At 71.1% G+C, this 17,011-nt stretch carries 16 protein-coding genes; 6 read left to right on the top strand and 10 right to left on the bottom strand.

Annotation, left to right across the window (positions count from 1 at the left end):
* The first annotated feature begins 110 nt into the window (after positions 1-110).
* Complete coding sequence (locus ACFY2K_RS03290) at positions 111-1,478, top strand: L-serine ammonia-lyase (protein WP_387709383.1); 1,368 nt, start codon at positions 111-113, stop codon at positions 1,476-1,478.
* Positions 1,479-1,575: 97 nt separating this feature from the next.
* Here ACFY2K_RS03290 and ACFY2K_RS03285 read toward each other — a convergent pair whose 3' ends face one another.
* Positions 1,576-3,159 carry an MDR family MFS transporter gene (locus tag ACFY2K_RS03285; protein WP_387709381.1) on the bottom strand — a complete coding sequence of 528 codons (1,584 nt, stop codon included), beginning with the start codon at positions 3,157-3,159 and terminating at the stop codon, positions 1,576-1,578.
* 25 nt (positions 3,160-3,184) lie between these two features.
* Positions 3,185-3,778: an NADPH-dependent FMN reductase gene (locus ACFY2K_RS03280; RefSeq protein ID WP_375891524.1), complete on the bottom strand. Its 594-nt coding sequence runs from the start codon at positions 3,776-3,778 to the stop codon at positions 3,185-3,187.
* Between the two features lie 143 nt (positions 3,779-3,921).
* On the opposite strand from ACFY2K_RS03280, the gene ACFY2K_RS03275 reads away from it, so the two are divergent.
* Positions 3,922-4,668 (top strand): TetR/AcrR family transcriptional regulator, encoded by a 747-nt coding sequence (locus tag ACFY2K_RS03275; RefSeq protein ID WP_387709379.1) that lies wholly within the window; start codon positions 3,922-3,924, stop codon positions 4,666-4,668.
* On the opposite strand, the gene ACFY2K_RS03270 is transcribed toward ACFY2K_RS03275, so the two are convergent.
* Positions 4,665-5,120: a nuclear transport factor 2 family protein gene (locus ACFY2K_RS03270; protein ID WP_387709377.1), complete on the bottom strand. Its 456-nt coding sequence runs from the start codon at positions 5,118-5,120 to the stop codon at positions 4,665-4,667. The genes ACFY2K_RS03275 and ACFY2K_RS03270 overlap by 4 nt on opposite strands.
* A gap of 253 nt (positions 5,121-5,373) precedes the next feature.
* On the opposite strand from ACFY2K_RS03270, the gene ACFY2K_RS03265 reads away from it, so the two are divergent.
* Entirely contained in the window at positions 5,374-5,667 is a 294-nt protein-coding gene (locus tag ACFY2K_RS03265; RefSeq protein ID WP_387709375.1) for a hypothetical protein, read from the top strand.
* Positions 5,668-5,738: 71 nt separating this feature from the next.
* Here the strand turns inward: ACFY2K_RS03265 and ACFY2K_RS03260 are convergent, their stop codons facing one another.
* The 3 genes from ACFY2K_RS03260 to ACFY2K_RS03250 form a co-directional block, all read right to left on the bottom strand.
* Positions 5,739-6,599, bottom strand: a complete 861-nt coding sequence (locus ACFY2K_RS03260; RefSeq protein WP_387709374.1) for a DMT family transporter — start codon at positions 6,597-6,599, stop codon at positions 5,739-5,741.
* Between the two features lie 329 nt (positions 6,600-6,928).
* Positions 6,929-8,791, bottom strand: a complete 1,863-nt coding sequence (locus ACFY2K_RS03255) for an RICIN domain-containing protein (protein WP_387709372.1) — start codon at positions 8,789-8,791, stop codon at positions 6,929-6,931.
* A gap of 438 nt (positions 8,792-9,229) precedes the next feature.
* The gene (locus ACFY2K_RS03250; RefSeq protein WP_387709370.1) at positions 9,230-9,685 is read right to left on the bottom strand and encodes an ATP-binding protein; all 456 of its coding nucleotides are present in this window, start codon (positions 9,683-9,685) and stop codon (positions 9,230-9,232) included.
* A 163-nt stretch (positions 9,686-9,848) separates the two neighbouring features.
* Between ACFY2K_RS03250 and ACFY2K_RS03245 the strand changes: the two genes are divergently transcribed.
* The 3 genes from ACFY2K_RS03245 to ACFY2K_RS03235 all read left to right on the top strand — a co-directional run bounded on the left by ACFY2K_RS03245 (position 9,849) and on the right by ACFY2K_RS03235 (position 11,912).
* Complete coding sequence (locus tag ACFY2K_RS03245) at positions 9,849-10,658, top strand: helix-turn-helix domain-containing protein (RefSeq protein WP_387709368.1); 810 nt, start codon at positions 9,849-9,851, stop codon at positions 10,656-10,658.
* Positions 10,655-10,855 carry a DUF397 domain-containing protein gene (locus ACFY2K_RS03240; RefSeq protein ID WP_387709366.1) on the top strand — a complete coding sequence of 67 codons (201 nt, stop codon included), beginning with the start codon at positions 10,655-10,657 and terminating at the stop codon, positions 10,853-10,855. Before ACFY2K_RS03245 ends, ACFY2K_RS03240 begins: the two co-directional genes overlap by 4 nt.
* A gap of 211 nt (positions 10,856-11,066) precedes the next feature.
* Positions 11,067-11,912 carry a hypothetical protein gene (locus tag ACFY2K_RS03235; protein WP_387709364.1) on the top strand — a complete coding sequence of 282 codons (846 nt, stop codon included), beginning with the start codon at positions 11,067-11,069 and terminating at the stop codon, positions 11,910-11,912.
* A gap of 296 nt (positions 11,913-12,208) precedes the next feature.
* Here the strand turns inward: ACFY2K_RS03235 and ACFY2K_RS03230 are convergent, their stop codons facing one another.
* The 4 genes from ACFY2K_RS03230 to ACFY2K_RS03215 form a co-directional block, all read right to left on the bottom strand.
* Positions 12,209-12,715, bottom strand: coding sequence for an ATP-binding protein (locus ACFY2K_RS03230; protein ID WP_375891513.1), 507 nt, complete (start codon positions 12,713-12,715; stop codon positions 12,209-12,211).
* 200 nt (positions 12,716-12,915) lie between these two features.
* Positions 12,916-14,094, bottom strand: coding sequence for an Ig-like domain-containing protein (locus ACFY2K_RS03225; protein WP_380396832.1), 1,179 nt, complete (start codon positions 14,092-14,094; stop codon positions 12,916-12,918).
* A gap of 215 nt (positions 14,095-14,309) precedes the next feature.
* Positions 14,310-15,572: an Ig-like domain-containing protein gene (locus ACFY2K_RS03220; protein ID WP_380521949.1), complete on the bottom strand. Its 1,263-nt coding sequence runs from the start codon at positions 15,570-15,572 to the stop codon at positions 14,310-14,312.
* A 152-nt stretch (positions 15,573-15,724) separates the two neighbouring features.
* Positions 15,725-16,951 (bottom strand): Ig-like domain-containing protein, encoded by a 1,227-nt coding sequence (locus tag ACFY2K_RS03215; protein ID WP_375891510.1) that lies wholly within the window; start codon positions 16,949-16,951, stop codon positions 15,725-15,727.
* Positions 16,952-17,011 lie beyond the last annotated feature (60 nt).

Raw genomic sequence — 17,011 nt, 5'->3', positions numbered from 1 at the left:
TCCGGCCGGACACCTGTCACTCCGGGGCACCGCGCACACTGGAAGTGCGCGCGGTGCCCCGTTCCGTGCACCGCCCAGTCCCTCCACGAGACCAGACAAGGACGTCCCCCGTGGCCCTCAGTGTCTTCGACCTCTTCTCCATCGGCATCGGCCCGTCGAGCTCCCACACCGTCGGCCCGATGCGCGCCGCCCGGATGTTCGCCCGCCGCCTGCGCTCCGAAGGCCTGCTGGAGCAGGTGACCGCCGTACGCTCCGAGCTGTACGGCTCGCTGGGCGCCACCGGCCACGGCCACGGCACTCTGAAGGCCGTCCTGCTGGGCCTGGAGAACAACTCGCCCCGCACCGTCGACGTCGACCAGGCGGACAAGGACGTCGAGCGGATCGCCGCCGAGAAGCGGATCAACCTGCTCGGCGAGCGCCCCATCGACTTCGACCCCGACAGCCAGGTGATCCTGCACCGGCGCCGCTCGCTGCCGTACCACGCCAACGGGATGACCCTGTGGGCGTTCGCGGCGGACGGCTCGACGCTGCTGGAGAAGACCTACTACTCGGTCGGCGGCGGCTTCGTCGTGGACGAGGACGCGCTCGGCGCGGACCGGTTCAAGCCCGACGACACCGCGCTCAAGTACCCCTTCCGCACCGGTGACGAACTGCTCCGGCTCAGCCGGGAGACCGGGCTGTCGATCTCCGGCCTGATGCTGGAGAACGAGAAGGCCTGGCGCAGCGAGGAGGAGATCCGCACCGGGCTGCTGGAGATCTGGTCCGTGATGCAGGAGTGCGTGCGGGCCGGCATGAGCCGCGAGGGCATCCTGCCGGGCGGGCTGAAGGTCCGCCGCCGGGCCGCCTCGGGCGCCCGGGCGCTGCGCGCCGAGGGCATCGGTCCGGCCAACGCGATGGAGTGGGTGACCCTCTACGCGATGGCGGTCAACGAGGAGAACGCCTCCGGCCGTCGGGTGGTCACCGCCCCGACCAACGGCGCGGCGGGCATCATCCCGGCCGTCCTGCACTACTACCTGAACTTCATCCCGGGCGCGGACGAGGACGGCATCGTCCGCTTCCTGCTCGCGGCCGGCGCCATCGGCATGCTCTTCAAGGAGAACGCCTCCATCTCCGGCGCCGAGGTCGGCTGCCAGGGCGAGGTCGGCTCCGCCTGCTCGATGGCCGCGGGCGGCCTCGCCGAGGTCCTCGGCGGCAGCCCCGAGCAGGTCGAGAACGCCGCCGAGATCGGCATCGAGCACAACCTCGGCCTCACCTGCGACCCGGTCGGCGGCCTGGTCCAGATCCCCTGCATCGAGCGCAACGGCATGGCCTCGGTCAAGGCCGTCACCGCGGCCCGGATGGCGCTGCGCGGCGACGGGCGCCACCACGTCTCGCTGGACAAGGCGATCAAGACGATGAAGGAGACCGGGGCGGACATGAAGATCAAATACAAGGAGACCTCGCGCGGCGGCCTCGCCGTGAACGTCATCGAGTGCTGATCGCGGCCCGCTGACGAGCGGCCCCCGGGCGGATCCGATCCACCCGGGGGCCGCTCGCGCTTTCTCGGGCCCCTACCGCCCCCGGCGGGCGGCAGGGCTACGGCGTGGCCGCCCGCACCGCCGGGCTCGGGCTCGGCTCGGGGCTCGACGACGGGGCCGGGTTGGCAGCCGGGGTCGGCTTTGCGGCCGGGTTCGGGTTCGGCCGGGCCAGGAGGGCGACCGCCGTCGCCACCGCCGCCAGGCCGAGGCCGCCGGCCACCGCGCCGTGCAGCCCGCTGGTGACCGCCGTGCCGACGGCGTCCCGGACGGCCGGGGGCAGGCCCGCCAGCGTGGCCGGGGTGAGCCCCCCGCCGCCGGTCAGGTGGGCGGCGTCGGCCGGGCTCAGCCGCGCCTCCAGGCCGGCGGTCAGCCGCGCCGTGTAGACCGCGCCGAGGGCGGCCATGCCGAGCGAGCCGCCGAAGCTGCGCAGCAGGGTCACCACGCCCATCGCCGCGCCCATGTCCTGGCGCGGCACCGCGCCCATCGAGGTCAGCATGGTGCTCTGCATCAGCAGCCCGATGCCGATCCCGGCGACCGCCGTGAGCCCGGAGGCCACCGCCACCGGCGTGTCCGTCCCCAGGAACAGCAGCAGCACGGACCCGGCCAGGGTCAGCGCCCCGCCCAGCACCGGGTAGCGCCGTTCGCCGCCGGGCCGGCCCATCAGCCGGGCGGTGACCAGCTGGGTGCCCATCATGCCGAGCATCAGCGGCAGCAGGAGCAGCCCGCCGGTGGTCGGTGTCGCGCCCTGGACGAACTGCAGGTACTGCGGCAGGTAGCCGATCAGGGCGAGCATCACCGCACCGGCCAGGAAGCCCAGCACCTGGGCCACCGAGAAGTTGCGGCTGCGGAACAGCGCGGGCGGGATCAGCGGCCCCGGGGCGCGCAGTTCGACCGGCACGAAGGCGGCCAGTGCGACCACCGCGACCACGCCGGTGCCGAGGATCAGCGGCGAGGTCCAGGCGTACGTCGTCCCGCCCCAGCTGCTGACCAGGGTGAGTCCGAGGATGCCGGTGGTCAGCAGGGCGACCCCGGCCCAGTCGAAGGGGACGCGGACCCGTTCGGCCTTCGGCAGCCGGACCGCGAGGGCGACCGCGGCCAGGGCGAACAGGCCGACCGGCAGGTTGACGTAGAAGGCCCAGCGCCAGCTGAGCCGGTCGGTGAGGAAGCCGCCGAGCAGCGGCCCGCCGACGAAGGCGATCGGCATCAGCACCCCGATCACCGACTGCACCCGGCCCCGGTCGGTGGCGGGCACCAGCACCCCGATCACCGAGAGCGCGCCGACCATCAGCCCGCCCGCGCCGACCCCCTGGAGCGCCCGGAAGGCGATCAACTCGCCCATGTCCTGGGCGAGTCCGGACAGTGCCGAGCCGAGCAGGAAGACCGCCACCGCCCACTGGTAGGCGCCCTTGCGCCCGTACAGGTCGCCGAGCCGGCCCCACAGCGGGGTGGCGGCGGCGGAGGTGAGCAGGTAGGCGGTGACCGCCCAGGAGAGGTGCTCCAGTCCGCCGAGGTCGCCGACGATGGTGGGCAGCGCGGTGCCGATGATCTGCCCGTCGAGGGCCGAGAGGAAGATGCCGAGCATCAGCCCGAGCACGCCGAGCAGCGGCGGCTTGGGGCGGTCGTCGGTCGGTTCCGTGGTCATGGCGGTTCCCCCTGTCCCGTCCGGTTCAGGCGGTGAACGGCCGGGCCTGCCGGGCATCCCGCAACGCCTGCGCCCACCAGTCCAGTTGGTCGAGCAGGGTCTTGGCGGCGGCATCGGCGGCCGGGTCCTTCGGCTTCCCGTCGGCGTCGAAGGCCTGGGCGGCGCCGTGGAAGCTGACCGTGTTGCGGATCGTGACGGAGTTCAACTCGGCCATCACCACGCGCAGTTGCTCGACCGCCCGGAGGCCGCCGGAGAGTCCGCCGTACGAGACGAAGCCGATCGGCTTGCCGTGCCACTGCTGGTTGTGCCAGTCGATGGCGTTCTTCAACGGCGCGGGGAAGCTGTGGTTGTACTCCGGCGTGACGAACACGAAGGCGTCGGCGGCCGCCAGCCGGGGCGACACCGCGGCGAGCAGCTCACGTTCCTGCTCCGGCAGTTCCGCACCCCAGGACGGCATCACGGTGGGCAGCGGAGTGGCCGCCAGGTCGATCAGGTCGGCGGTCATGCCGCCGCGGGCGTCGAGGTGGCCGAGCAGCCAGTCGGCGACGACCGGGCCGAAGCGGCCGTCGCGGGTGCTGCCGAGCACGACCGCGACCTTGAGGTTCTGCTCCGTGGACATGGGGGTCCCCCTCCAAGATGATGTGTACGCCGTATCAGTGATGGATACAACGTACACACTGATGCGTACGGCGTCTACTGGACGGATACGGTGTACACGCGAGTGATACGGTGGCCCCTCCCACCGGAAGGAGCCCGCCCCCCATGCCCGCTCAGCAGGCCCCCAGCGGGGACGACGACCAGGACAAGCCGCAGCTCTCCCTCTGGGAGCGGCTCGACCGCCCGGCCGCCGCACCGCGCACCACCCTGACCCCGCACCGGATCGCCGAGGCCGCGGTCGCCATCGCCGACGCCGAGGGCCTGGACGCCGTCACCATGCGCCGGCTCGCCACCGCGCTCGGCGTGGCCCCGATGGCCGCCTACCGGTACGTCTCCGGCAAGGACGAACTCATCGAGCTGATGGCCGACTTCGTCTACGGCCAACTCCCCCTGGACGCCCCCGCCGACGGCTGGCGCGCGGCCATGCGCTCACTCGCCGTCCACCTGCGCGCGATGAACCTGGCCCACCCCTGGATGGTCCGGGCGGCCACCCCGTTCTCCCTCACCCCCCACCAGCTCGCCGTCCCCGAGCGGTCCTTCGCCGCCCTCGCCGAGCACGGCCTGGACGCCGACACCACCATGGCGATCTTCCGCACGGTGGCCGGCTACGTCCACGGCTCGGTCGCCTCCGAGGTCGCCCTGGCCGCCCTGCGCCGCGACCACAACTGGTCCGACGGCGACGAGACCCGCGCCGGCCTGGCCCCCCGGATGACCTACCTGATGGGCACCGGCCGCTACCCCGCCTACCAGCAGTACCTCCAGCGGGCCACCCGCAAGGACGACCCCGCCTGGCACTTCGAGACCGGCCTCGACTGCGTCCTCGACGGCATCGCCACCCACTTCGGCATCTAGCTCCCGGCTTCCAACCGGGCGGCGACCGCACCGAGGCGTCCCATCGCGTGGGCGACGCCGAGGCCGTCCATGTAGTCCCGGACGTGCACCAGCAGCCCGCCCCGGGCGCGCAGCACCAGCAGCCCCGGCAGGGCGAACTCCGCGCCGGTGGAGGCGACCGTGCCGATCACCAGCTGCTCCACGGTGAGCACCTCGGGGTCCGCCCCCGGATGGACGGCCACCTCCCGGACCTCCCGCGGCCGGGCCTCGCTCGCACCCCACGCGGCCCGGTACCCGGCCCGGACCTCCTCCCGCCCCCGGTAGCGCGCGGGCATCCCCGGGAACAGGAACGGGAACTCGTGCACCCCGTCCTCGGCGTACAGCCCGGCCAGCGCGTCCGCATCCAGGTCGAGCATCGCCCGCCGGTACCGGGCCAGCAGCTCCATTGGACCGGCCCTGGTGGAATCCGACATGGCAGCAAGCCCCTTCCTCAACGGGCGGGGCGCCAGGATCCTTGCACGGCAGTCCACTTGGCCCCCGCCGGATCACCCGATCCCGTCACCCTACCCACCCCCGCCGCAGGGGAAGTCGGCCGGGCCGACTTCCGGTGCCGGCCTACGCAGGCGAGTCACTCGGGCGACGCGCGGGGATTGCGGGTGCTCCGGCGGGTGGGGAGTTTGGGCCTGGGGCGTCCCGGCCCCGATCACCCACTCCCCAGGAGTCATCGTGCGACGTCTCGCGACCGTGTTCGGCGCCCTCGCCACCGCAGGGGTCATGGCCCTCACCCTGCCCGACACCGCCTTCGCCGCCCGCGGCGAGCTCGTCTTCGCCCCCGGCGAGGTCATCAAGAACCCGAGCGGCTGCTACAACGCGCCGATCGTTCCGCTGATCCTGGAGAACAGGACCGACGGGCCCGCCCGCGTGTACGACGGCGCGAACTGCACCGGAAGGGTCATCGCGGTCGTTCCTCCCGGGGGCCACACGACGCAGGAGTTCGGTGCCAGCGTGCGCATCGACTGACGGCGGGCCCGGCCCGGTTTCACCCGCTGCACGGGAAGTCGGCCGGGCCGACTTCCCGTGCAGCGGTGCGTCTAGCGCCGTTCGGGGAGGGCGAGGAAGGCGAGGCCGGCAGCGAGGACGGTGAGGCCGCACCAGGATGCTGCCGGGAGGCGCTCGCCCAGGGCCGCGACGCCGAGGACGGCGGCGACGGCGGGTTCGGCGAGGGTCAGGGTGGTGGCGGTCTGGGCCGGGGTGTGCCGCAGGCCGTGGCCGTAGAGCCGGTACGCCAGGAAGGTGGTGACCACTCCGAGGTGCAGCACGACGCCCGCGCCGCGCGCCGAGGCCAGCCAGTGGAGGTCGCCGAGCAGCAGCACCGGGAGCACCAGCACCGCCGCCCCGCCGAACATCGCCCCCATCACCCCGGCGGCCGGTCGGCCGCCCCCGATCAGCCGCCCGGCGATCAGCGAGTACACCGCGAACGAGAGTCCGGAGAGCGTCGCCAGCAGCACTCCGAGGAGGTCCACCGCCCGCCCGCCACCGGCGAGTTCGGGCCCGAGCACGAGCACCGCGCAGCCGAGCACGGCCAGCGCCGTGGCCCCGGCCCAGCGCCCGCCGGGCCGCCCCTGCCGGGTGAGCCATGCCAGCAGTCCGGTGAAGACCGGCGCGCTGCCGAGCGCGATCACCGTCGCCACCGCGACCCCGGCGCGGGGTACGGCCGGGTAGAAGGTCAGCGGGTACCCCGCCACGGCGACGGCCCCGGCCGCCAGCAGCCACCGTTCCCGCGTCCCGCAGCGGCGGGGCAGCGACCAGGCGGTGCGGTCGGTGAGGAACAGCAGCAGCCCGCCGAGCACCAGCGCGGCCGCGCCGATGCCGGTGGCCGGGGCGCCGCCCGGCGCCAGCGAACTGGCCGTCCCGGTGGTGCCCCACAGCAGTGCGGTGACGAGGATCGGCACCGGCCCGTCGATCGGGCGGGTACGGCGGGGGGTGGGGGTCAGGCGGGCGCGCGCGGGCGCAGGCGTAGGCGTGGAGAAACGATTCGGCACAGTCGTGAACTTCCGTCGTCGAAGACCGTCAGAGGAAAGGTTTCGAGAACGGGCGCACGCCGCTGAGCCCCTGGGCGGGGCTGCGGGGATCAAACCACCGGAGCGGGCGCCCGATCAGGCGCGGAGGGGTGGCAGCGCGACGCGCCAGTACGGGTTCACGCCCCCGATGCTAGCGGGGCCGAAACGGTGCCGCACGGGAAGTCGGCCGGTCCAACTTCCCGTGCGGCAGCGGCGAGCGGTCAGAGGAGCTGGAAGGTCCACTCCTGCTGCCAGCCCGACTTACAGGTCCACACGCCGAGCTGCTTGAAGTCGGCGTCGTGGGCGAGGCAGTTGTCGTCGTCGATCTGGACCCGGTACTTCCCCCCGCCGAGGCTCTTGAACTGCCACTTCTGGTTGGAGGTGTCACCCCACGCCTGCTGCTCGGCGACGTAGGTGTCGGGGTTCTCGGTGAGGTTGTACCCGAGGTCGTTGACGATCCGGTAGCGGTCCCCGCCCAGCGGCTTGATCGTCCACTTGGAGCCCTTGTACCCCAGGACCCCGGCCACGATCGGCGAACCCCAGCTGGCGGTCTCGGTGGGCGCCGACGCGCCCAGCCCGTTGGCGAGCTTGAGGAACAGCGGCCGCTCGGTCGGAACGCTGGCGCCACCGCCACCGCCGGTGCCACCGCCCGTGCCACCGCCGCCGGTGCCGGGGTCGGGCTTGGTCGGCGTGGTCCCGCCGCCGGAGTAGCCCTCCAGCACCCACTCCTGCTGCCAGCCCGACTTGCACGTCCACACGCCGAGCTGCTTGAAGTCGGCGTCGTGGGCGAGGCAGTCGTCCTCGGAGATCCGGATCCGGTACTTGCCGTTGCCGACCGGGACGAGCTGCCACTTCTGCCGGTCGGCGTTGCTCCACGGCTGGAGCTCGGCCATGTAGTTGCTGTTCTCGGTGAGTTCCAGCCCGTACGAGCTGGTGATCCGGTAGCGGCCGCCGCCCACCGAGGTGATCTTCCACTTGGACTCGTTGCCGCCCCGGATGCCCGGGACGACCGACGCGCCGGCCGAACCGCCGACCGGGACGGCGCCCAGCCCGTTGTCGAGCTTGAGGATCACGTCGGCGCCGTTGGTGGGCGTGGTCGGGGTGGTGGTCGGCGGGGTGCCGCCCCAGGCCCAGTTCTGGTTGGGCGCGTCCCGCTTGTCCTCGGAGCCGCAGCCCCAGGCCACCACCGGGCTGCCGTTGCCGGTCTGCGAGTTGAAGTCGTCGATGCAGACGTCCTTGGACCGGTCCTCCTGGTCCACCAGGTGCCGGAAGCCGCCGCTGGCCGACATGTTCCAGCGCTGCCCGGGGTTGTCCAGGCAGTCCCAGACCTGGAGCTTGTTCCCGTTCGCGGTGTTGTTGCCCGGCAGGTCGAGGCACTTGCCGTTGGCCGCCTGGAGCCGGTACCCGTTGTAGGTCCAGCGCTGCGCGTCGCCGCCGTTGCACTCCCACATCTGCACGGGGGTGCCGTTCGCGGTGCCGTTGCCGCTGACGTCCAGGCAGGCGTGGTGGTCGCGGCTGATGTCGGGGGTCAGGCTGCCGGTCCGGGTGCCGTAGCCCGAGCGCCCGGGGAAGTGGATGCTGCGGACGTCGCCGTCGCACTTGTAGGGCCGCGCGGTGCCCGACCGGCAGGTCCACGACTCCTTCTTGACGCTGTCACCGTCCTGGCCGACGAACGCCCAGTTCATGAAGCCGCCGTCGGTGCGGTTGCGGAAGGTCGAGTCCCCCTGGAAGACCCAGATCCGGAACACGTCGTAGCCGGAGGGGTCCTTCTTGTCCTTGTCCAGGAAATGGTTGAGCTTGTACGTGGTGTCGAGCAGCACGCCCTTCATGTCGGCCTTGTACTCGCCCTTGAACCATTCGGTGTCGTACAGGTCGGTGCCCACCGTCTTGGACACCAGGACGTTGAACCCCGGGAACTTCTGGCTCAGCTTGGACGCGGTGCTCTGGGTGAACTCCGCGTTGTCCAGCTTGTTGTTGTTCGCGGCGGCGCGCATGCCCCGGATCATGTCGAAGGCCGAATTGATCAGCGCCGTCATGCAGTTGCCGCCGCCCACGGAGGCCGGGGTGCCGCAGGTCGTGTCCACGGGGGGCGCCGCCGACGCCGTCGGGGCCTGAACGGCGAGGCCGCCGGACACGGCGACTGCGGCGAGCCCACAGGCCAGGGCTCGTTTCAGGCGGGACAGGGATTGCACGTCAATTCCATCCTTCTTCTCGGTAAAGCTGGATGGTAGGGCCCGAAATCCCGCCAGATCACGGCCGTTGACGAAATCCATATGCCCCGGATGAAAAGACCGGGAATTTTTTACGCGTCACCCCGGAAGTGCTTCACGGTTATCACGAATTGATGTCTTTCGGCGCCGCATGGGCGCCAACACTGTTGGGGCCTGCACAGGAAGTCGGCCCCTCCGACTTCCTGTGCAGGGCGCGGGCGGACGCCACGTCCGCCGCGAAGTCCTCATCCGGCCCGAGCCGCCGGAGAACGTCGTTGAGCGCAGCACCATTTCCCACAGGCGTCGGCCCGCTCACCGCGATGCGACGAGATCGCCCGAGGCAGGGCCGGCGGGCGAGGGAAGGGCGAGTTCGAACCAGACGGTTTTGCCGATGTAGCGCTCGCCGCGCAGCTCGGCACCCCAGGAGGTGGCGAGGGCGGCGACGAGTTCGAGGCCCCGGCCGGACTCATCCTCGGGAGCGGCGTGCCGGGGCACGGGCAGCTTGGGGCTCGCGTCGGAGACCTCGACGCGGAGGAGGGTGGGGGTGGGGAGGAGCAGGCGGACACCGATCAGGCGGTCGCGCGGGCCGCGGGCGTGGTGGCACGCGTTGGTGACGAGTTCGCTGAGGAGGAGCAGGGCGGTCTCGGCGGACTCGACGTCGATCTCCCACTCGAAGGCCTGCCGAAGGAGCCGGATCCGGGCACGGCTCGCACTGCGGGGGTGGCGGGGGAGCGTCCACTCGACGGCGTCGGCGGGCTGAGTGATCATCAGAATCCTTGGGGGGATGGATTGCCGGGCGTCACTCGCAAGGGCTGAGTTCGGCCATTTCACCCCTCAAGAGTCGGGAGCCGGGCATACCCTCAGTAGTCACACCGTCGGTACAGCGTGAGAGTCGACCGCTGGATGACCAGGGGCGATGAGGGGGTTCGGGATGACCACGCCGAAGCAGAACCCGATGGCCTGGAAGTACTGCGGCGATCAGATCAAGCGATGGCGGGAGCAAGCAGGGGTCACCCGCGAGCAGTTGTGCAAGGCCGCGAGCTACGACTACGAGAGCGTGCGGTCGATGGAGGCGGGGAGGCGGCGGCCGTCACTCAAGCTGCTCCAGGCGGCGGATGAGTTGTGCAACGCGAAGGGAATGCTGCTGGGGGCTCACCCGTACCTCATCCCGGAGACCAGGCCTGCGCGCAGCGATGTCTTCTTCGAGGTCGAGAAGGAGGCAGTCGCCTGCTACTTCTATGAGGCCCTTTACATCCCGGGCTTGCTGCAGACCGAGGACTACGCCAGGACGGTTCTCAGCCGCCACATGCCGCCCGTGGACGACGCCACCATTGAAGAACGCCTAGCGATCCGCCTCAAGCGGCAAGTGAGGCTCTTGGAGCCCGAGGTGATGTTCAGCTTCACCATCTACGAAGCGGCCCTCCACACTTCCGTCGGCGGCAGGAAGGTCATGAAGGAGCAGCTCCACCGGCTGCTTGAGTTCGAGAACTCACGCAACACCCAGATTCAGATCGTGCCCACCGAGCAGATTCCCCCTTCAGGCCTCTCGGGATCGCTCATCATCTTGGAAACGATCAACAACGAGCAGTATGCGTATGTTGAGACGCATGGAACGAACGCTCTCCACTCCGAACCGCGACTCGTGGGCCAGCTCAGCCGACGCCACGCGATGATCCGCTCGCAGGCCCTGAACCCGCAAGAATCAGCACAGTTCCTCCGAAAGGCACTGGAGCAACTATGAACGCCACCATGCCGTGGTTCCGTTCCAGCTACAGCGACCACGACGCCGGCAACTGCGTCGAGGTGGCTCCCTCCCTCTCCGCCATCCACGTCCGGGACTCCAAGGACAAGGCCGGCCCGACCCTCACCTTCTCCCCCGAGGCGTGGTCCGCATTCGTCACCTTCGCCACCGAAGCTCAAGCCGCCGACGCCGAGTGACCCTTTAGTCGAATGGGTGGGTAACCACCTTCCAACCACCCCTGCACGCAGCACATATGACTTATCGTCACGACTTCACCACCACCCGTCGCGCCGTGTAGCGTGCCCATAACGAGAACAACCCCCGACCGGTGCTACCAACACCGAACGGGGGTCTGACCACCCCGATCGATCGGAACTCGATCCTGTGGCTACCCACGACTCTACCGCCATGGCCTCCCCCGGATACGGCAAGCAGTCCGCCCCGGGGGAACTCCCCCGGGGCGCCGACGACTTCGGCCACCTCCCGGCCCGCGAGGCGTACCTCGCCTCGTTCGTCGACCACCTCCCCGACGGTGCCGCGATGGACGTCAAGACCCTCGCCGCCATCAACCCCCTCTTCGGGCAGATGGCCGTCCGCACGGCCCTCAACAACCTCTCCACCGCAGGTCACCTGCGTCGCGTCCGCGAGCGCGTGAACGCCGACCGTCCGCAGTGGGTGTTCCGCACCTACTTCTCCCGGACGCCCCGCTCCGACGCCTGGTGGAACCACTTCATCGCCACCGGGGAGGAACTCCAGGCCCCGGAGGCGTCAACGGATTCGGCGCCCGATCCCCCGGAAGAGCGACGCGCCGTCGTCTCCCCCGCTTACGCCGCCCTCGCCGGCCTCGGCCTCACGGACGCCCGCCTCCCGCTCTCCGCCGCCGACTGCGCGGCCCTCGAACCGCTCGCCGCCGAGTGGTTCGCCCGGGGCGCCACCCCGGCCCTCTTCACGGCCGCCCTCACCGCAGGCCTCCCGCCGGACGGCATCCACAGCCCGGTGGCCTTCACCCGCCGCCGCCTGCTCGACAAGCTGCCCCCGGAACGCCCGCTCCCCCAACAGCAGGCCGCCCGCATCGCCGAGTGCACCGACTGCCGCACCCCGTGCCGCCCGCACGCCCTCCTCGGCGGCCTCTGCCGCACCTGCCGCGGCACCCCCACGGCCCCGCCGCCGTCGCACCGGCACCTCTCCCCGGCCGCCGTCCGCGCACATGCCGCACGTGCCCGCCGAGCGGTGATCACATCAGCGCGATCGTGAATATTCACAGGCCGGAGCGTGAACCTATGCAAAATCCCAAGGTGAAGTAGGTTACAAACCTTGCAATCCAAGACGCCCGGTTTGCCCACATGCTGAGATCCGTGCGATAGTCAAGACATCGAGAACTTCGGCGGGCCCGACCTGGCACTGCCGACACCCATCGCGCGACACGCACCCCCTTGGCCGCGCGATGACCTGCACGGGCCCCCACCGCCGACCACGGCGAATCCGGGGGCCCTGCGCGTATCCGGACCCTGACGCCCGGGCCCGGAAACCAGGACCCGGAAGCCCGCCCCTCAGCCCCGCTCGCGGACCTTCAACTCGAACCAGACGCCCTTGCCCCGCGGCAGCAGGTCCGCACCCCACCGGTCCGCCAGGTCGTCGACGATCTTCAGGCCGCGCCCGCGCTCGTTCACCGGCCGGGGCTCGGCGAGGATCATGCAGGGCAACGCCCTCGACGAATCGCGGACCTCGATCCGCAGCCACCCGGGCTTGCGGCTGACGTGCAGCCCGATGGTGCGCCCGGCGGCGTGCCGCACCGCGTTGGCCACCAGCTCGCTGGTGAGCAACTCACCGGCCTCCAGGTGCTGGTGGAGCTCCCAGGACTCCAGGACGTTCAGGACCAGCCGACGGGCCACCGGGCCCGACTCCGGCCGGGACGGCAGCCGCACCTCGTTGGGCGCGGACTGGTCGCACAGTCTGCCGGAGTACATCTCCTGCAGCTCCTCGGAGCTGAGCCGCTCCAACGCCGAGAGCGCACCCTGGACGTCGATCCACGACGCCTCCGCGACCCTGCCGGCCACGGGAACCGATGACTGATCTGCTTCGCCCCAACCCGCCATGCCGTCCATCATTGCGGAACGCAAGCGGCCGCGTACGGACAATGAGCAAACGATCTCGCCCGAGTCGGCATATGCCTCCAGCAACCCGGCCCCGGAAAAGCGTCGACCCGGGCCGACCGAAGTCAAGCCCGGGTTGACGTCTCACCGCAGCGACCTGCTGGTTACCACTTGCTCCACGGCAGGTTCCAGCCGCTCAGCCCGTTCGCCGGGTCGAGCGTCTCCTTCTTGATGGAGTTCTTCACGGTGACGACGTCCCCGACCAGCGTGTCCGCGTAGAACTTGCCCATCGAGGTGGAGTCCCCGCCGCCCTTGACGTCGCGCAGGCCCACGCAGCCGTGGCTGACGTTGTCCTCGCCGAAGGCGGAGCCGCTCCAGTAGTTGCCGTGCACGTACGTCCCGCTGGTGGTCAGCCGCATCGAGTGCGGCACCTGGAGGTCGTAGGACGCGCCGGTCATCCCGGGCAGGGTGCTGGACTGCATCCGCACCGTGCCCTCCTTGGACATGACCACCATCGTGCCGTTCCAGGTGGGGTGTTCGTCCGAGCCGGAGGTGATGTCGATGGAGTTCGACTGGCCGTCCCGGACCACCGTCATCGTGTGGGCGGCGGCGTCAACCGTCGAGACCTGGGATCGCCCGATCGTGAAGGGCTCGTCCCGGTCGCTGCCGTACACCCCGGGGGCGATCTCCACGCTCTTGAGGCGGTAGTGCACCGTCACCTTGGTGCCCGGCTTCCAGTACTCCTCCGGACGGAAGTCCACCCGGCGGTCGTCGAACCAGTGGCCCTTGACCTTGGTGCCGTCGCTGGCCTCGAAGGTGATGCCGTTCAGGACGGCGTCCTTGTTCTTGACGTCCTTGCTGAAGTCCACCGAGACGATCATGCCGACGCCGTACATCGCGTTGTCGTCCACGTTGTCGGAGGCCTTGGCGAGCGCCGCCGGGGTCAGCGTGGTGAAGCTGCTGTCCGCCTCGGCGACCGCGCCGTTGGCGTCCGCCGCCATCGCGCTGACCTGGTAGGCGGTGCCCACCGAGAGCCCGGCGGACGGGGTCCAGCTGGCGCCGTCCGCGGCGATCGTGCCGGGGACCTCCTTACCGGCCTTGTCGCTCACCTTGACGGTGGTCAGCTTGCCGCCCGTCGCACCGATCTTGAGCGTGCCCGGCGCCACGTCCACCGCGCCGTTCTTCGGCTCGATGCTCACCGCGGCCGTGGACACCTTCGGCGCCGAACTGCCGGGCGCCGAGGCGGACGCCGAGGCCCCGGCACCGGCCCCCAGATCGGCCTTGGCGGCGCCGCTCCCGCTGCCGCCCCCGTTGCCGCCGCCACAGGCCGCGGTCAACGTCATCGCCCCGCCGACCAAACCGACGGCCACCACTCTGCGTATCGACCTCATCGCCGATTCCCTCCCTTGCTCCCCGCGGTCACGACGGACCCGCCCCATAGATGTGCCGGGCCACCGGAAAGGTTGCGCCGTTCGAGGGGCTTTCTGCCCCGAAAACCGAGCGGCCCGACCACCCCAACGGGTGAGTCCGGGCCGCTCGTACAGAAATCCGACCGGGCCTACCAGTTGGCCCAGGCGATGTTCCAGCCGCCCAGCCCGTTGGAGGGCGAGACGGTCTTCTCCTTGCTGTTCACGACCTTCACGACGTCGCCGACCATCGAGTCGTTGTAGAACTTGCCGGCCACCGAGGAGTCGCTGCCGCCCTGCACGTCCTGCATCGAGATGCAGCCGTGGCTGCCGTTGAGGTTGCCGAACGGCATGCCCTTGTACCAGTAGTTGCCGTGCACGAAGGTGCCGGAGGTGGTCAGCCGGATCGCGTGCGGCACGTCCTTGATGTCGTACTCGCCGCCCAGGCCGACGGTGCGCGAGTCCATGTGGGTGATGCCCTCCTTGGCCATCACCACCATCGTCCCGCTCCAGGACGGCGTCGCGTCCGCGCCCATGGTGACCGGCAGGGTGGTGCTCTTGCCGTCCCGCTCGACCGTCATCTTGTGGGACTTGGCGTCGGCGGTGGAGACCATCGAGCGGCCGATGTTGAACGGCTCGTCCTTGTCCACGTCGCCGTAGACGCCCGGCGCGATCTCGACGCTCTTCAACCGGTACTTGATGGTCACCTTGGTGCCCGGCTTCCAGTAGTCCTCCGGGCGGAAGTCCACCCGGCGACTGTCGAACCAGTGGCCCTTGACCTTGGTGCCGTCGCTGGCCTCGAAGGTGATGCCGTTCAGGACGGCGTCCTTGTTCTTGACGTCCTTGTTGAAGCTCACCGAGACGATCATGCCGACGCCGTAGGTGCCGCCGTCGGCGATGTTGTCGTTGACGGAGGCCTTCTTCTCCGGCGTCAGCGTGGTGAACGAGGTCGTCGACGCGGCCACCAGCCCGGCGTCGTCCTTCGCCTGCGCGTTCACCTTGTACGCCATGCCGACGGCGAGCGCCGCCGCGGGCTTCCAGCCGGCGCCGTCCGGGGCGATCGCGCCCTCGACCGGCTTGCCGTTCTTGTCGGTCACCTCGACCGCGGTCAACTTGCCGTTGGAGACCGAGACCTGGAGCGCGTTCGGCGCGACGTCCTCGGCACCGTCCTTCGCCGACACCGAGAGCACCGCCGCCGAGGTCTTCGGCGTGGCCGCACCGCCGCCTCCGGGGGCGGCCGTCCCGCCGGCGTCCGCCGGGGCCGCCGCCGTCGCGTCACCCGAGGTGGCGCCCTTGTCGTCGTTGCACGCCGCGGTGAGCAGCAGCACGCTCCCCATGACCAGTGCCATCGCGCCCCTGCGCCGGTAGCGCCCACCGGTGCGTATCGCAGCGCCGGCCGTGTTCCCCGTCTTCACGGAATCTCCCCTCCAGGTATTCACTCACTTGACGCGATGGGCGCCCGGAAGAGTTGCACCGGGTCCCGATCTTTCGCATCGGGCCCGACGCGTCGGAGCAGGATAACCGTGCGGTCCGAGCGGATCCCGGGGAGGTGGCTGGGGGGAGGTGGCTACCGCAGCGCGCTGCCCGCCACCCACTGGTCCCACGGCACGTTCCAACCGTTCAGCCCGTTCGACGGCGGCACGAAGTCCCCGGCCGAGGCCCGCACCTCGATCACGTCGCCCGGGACGGTGTGCTCGAACAGCCACCCCGCCGGGGTGTCCTTGCCGGCGCCCCCCTTGGCGTCCGCCAGCCCGATGCAGCCGTGGCTGGTGTTCGCGGTGCCGAACACCCCTTGGTCCGCCCAGTAGTTGCCGTGCAGGAAGGTACCGGAGGTGGTCAGCCGCATCGCGTGCGGGACGTCCTTGATGTCGTACTCGTCGCCCATCCCGACGGTCTGCGAGTTCATCCGGGTCAGCTTGTACTTCTCCGACACCACCATCACCCCCCGGTAGGTGGAGTGCTCGGGGCTGCCCCCGGAGACCTTGAGCACCCGCACCACCTTGCCGCCCGGCCCGGACCGGACCGTCAGGGTGTGCGCGTCCAGGTCCACCGTGGACACCTGGGCCCGGCCCACCGTGAAGCGCAGGTCCCGGTTCTGGCTGCCGAACGCCCCCGGCGCCCCCTGCACGTCCTTGAGCCGCAGCGCCACCGTCACCTTGGTGCCGGCCGCCCAGTACTGCTGCGGGCGGACGTCCAGGCGCTGGTTGCCGAACCAGTGCGCCGCCACCGGCACCGGCGGGTCCGCGGTGACCTGCACGGCCCGCTCCACCGCCGCCCGGTCGGCGATCGGCCTGCTGAACCGCAGCGAGACCGGCATCCCGACCCCGACCGTGGACCCGTCCTCCGGCGTGAAGAACGCCACGAAGGTGTGCGCCCGGGCCGCCGTGGAGAACTCCGAGTGCTGGGCCGCCCGCTGGCCCTGGTCGTCCTCCGCGACCGCGTCCAGGGTGAAGGCCGTCCCCAGCGGCAGCGCCCCCTCCGGCGCCCAGCTGGCACCGTCCGCGCCGATCGCCCCCGGCAGCTCGACCCCCTTCGCGTCGGCCAGCCGCACCGACACCAGCCGCCCCTGCGTCACGCCCACCCGCACCGGCCCCTCCGGCGGCACGTCCTGCGCCCCGTCCGCGGGCACCGCCGCCAGCACCGCCCGCGACGGCGGCGGAGGAGGCGTGGGCGCCCCGGCCCCCACCGCGTCCCCCGCCGGCGCCCCGGCCGACCCGCCGCAGCCGCTGACCACGGCCAGACAGCACACCGCCGCCGCCACCCGGCGCGCCCACACCCCACCTCGGCGCCGCATCCCGGGGCCTCCCACTGCTCGGGTCCGACGCCTGGAACACCGGACTCCGGGAACAACGAC

The organism is Kitasatospora sp. NPDC001309 (genome assembly GCF_042896295.1).
GTDB lineage: Bacteria > Actinomycetota > Actinomycetes > Streptomycetales > Streptomycetaceae > Kitasatospora.
The sequence above is the reverse complement of the archived record's forward strand: the minus strand, read 5'-3'. Positions and strand labels throughout refer to the sequence as shown.